General features: G+C 61.2%; 2 protein-coding genes. Both read left to right on the top strand.

Annotated elements, in window-relative coordinates; genetic code table 11:
- The first annotated feature begins 50 nt into the window (after nt 1–50).
- A complete protein-coding gene (locus QOL79_RS19525; protein WP_058457711.1) occupies nt 51–401 on the top strand; it encodes a transposase in 351 nt (116 codons plus the stop codon).
- Nucleotides 374–1198 carry an IS3 family transposase gene (locus QOL79_RS19520; protein ID WP_137868132.1) on the top strand — a complete coding sequence of 275 codons (825 nt, stop codon included), beginning with the start codon at nt 374–376 and terminating at the stop codon, nt 1196–1198. Before QOL79_RS19525 ends, QOL79_RS19520 begins: the two co-directional genes overlap by 28 nt.
- The last annotated feature ends 3 nt before the right edge of the window (nt 1199–1201 follow it).

The following is a 1201-nucleotide window of genomic DNA, read 5'->3' as shown; positions in this document are numbered from 1 at the left end:
AGGAAGCATAGTTGGATTGACCGTGTAGCCGGGCTTTTGGAGAAGAGCCCATGGCAAGACACCGATCCCATAGCGTCGAGTTCAAGCGTCAGGTCGCGCAGGAGTTTCTGAGCGGCGAGACGCTTCACGCCCTTGCCAAGCGGCACGATATTTCCCGGCAGTTGATCCGCATCTGGGTGGAGAAGTACGAGGCCGGCGCCCTTGATGAAGATGCGCGAGCGGCAGATCTGATCCAGGAATATGAGGCCCGGATTGCCGCACTCGAACGCCTTGTCGGCAAACAGGCGCTGGAACTGGAGTTTTTAAAGGGGGCTCTTCGCGACGCACCGCGGCCGAGAAGCGCCAGTACATCCGTGATCACCGGCCCGGCGGGATGTCGATCGCGCGAGGATGTCGGCTGATGGGCATCGCAAGATCGACATTCTACCACGTGCCGACCGAGCGGATCGGCGATGCTGAACTCCTGACTGCTATCGCGGCGATCTGCGATGAGTTCGAAGCCTATGGCTGGCGCCGCGTGCAGGCCGCGCTTCGCCATCAGGGCGTGATCGCCAACCACAAGCGGATCAAGCGATTGATGCGCGAGCATGGCCTGCAACCGCGCCGCCGCAGGCGCTATACCGCAACCACCGACAGCGACCATGACCTGCCAGTCTTTCCGGATCACTCGAAGGACATGATCCTCGATGGCCCCGATCAGCTCTGGGTGGCGGACCTGACCTATGTCGCCATCATCGGTGGTTTTGCTTATGTCGCGATCATCCTCGACGCCTGGTCGCGCCGCGTGGTCGGCTATGCCATCGGGAGGTCGATTGACGCCCGGCTCGCCGTGGCGGCGCTGAAAGTGGCGATCGAACGACGGCGCCCGCGATCAGGATGCGTGCATCATTCTGACCGCGGGAGCCAATACGCATCCCGCATCTATCGAGCGATGCTCGCCGATCATGGGATGGTCGGCTCGATGAGCCGGCGGGGCAACCCCTATGACAATGCCAAGGCGGAAAGCTTCATGAAGACGCTCAAGGTCGAGGCGGTTTACCCCATGGCGTTCGAAACCTTCGATGATGTCGCCGGCCAGCTTCCCAGGTTCATCGACGACATCTATAATCAACGCAGATTACATTCCGCGCTCGGCTATGTCAGCCCTGCGCAGTTCGAGCAGCAACACTCCCGGCCCATGGTCAAATCAGCTGCGTGACCC

Origin of the sequence: Sphingopyxis sp. Geo48 (assembly GCF_949769155.1) — a bacterium.
Classification (GTDB): domain Bacteria; phylum Pseudomonadota; class Alphaproteobacteria; order Sphingomonadales; family Sphingomonadaceae; genus Sphingopyxis.
Note: the sequence above shows the minus strand (reverse complement) of the source record. Positions and strands in the feature narration are given on the sequence as shown.

Bases quoted from the DNA above. Each gene is read 5' to 3' on its own strand.
- QOL79_RS19525 (WP_058457711.1), top strand. From the start codon at position 51: ATGGCAAGACACCGATCCCATAGCGTCGAGTTCAAGCGTCAGGTCGCG.
- QOL79_RS19520 (WP_137868132.1), top strand. From the start codon at position 374: ATGTCGATCGCGCGAGGATGTCGGCTGATGGGCATCGCAAGATCGACA.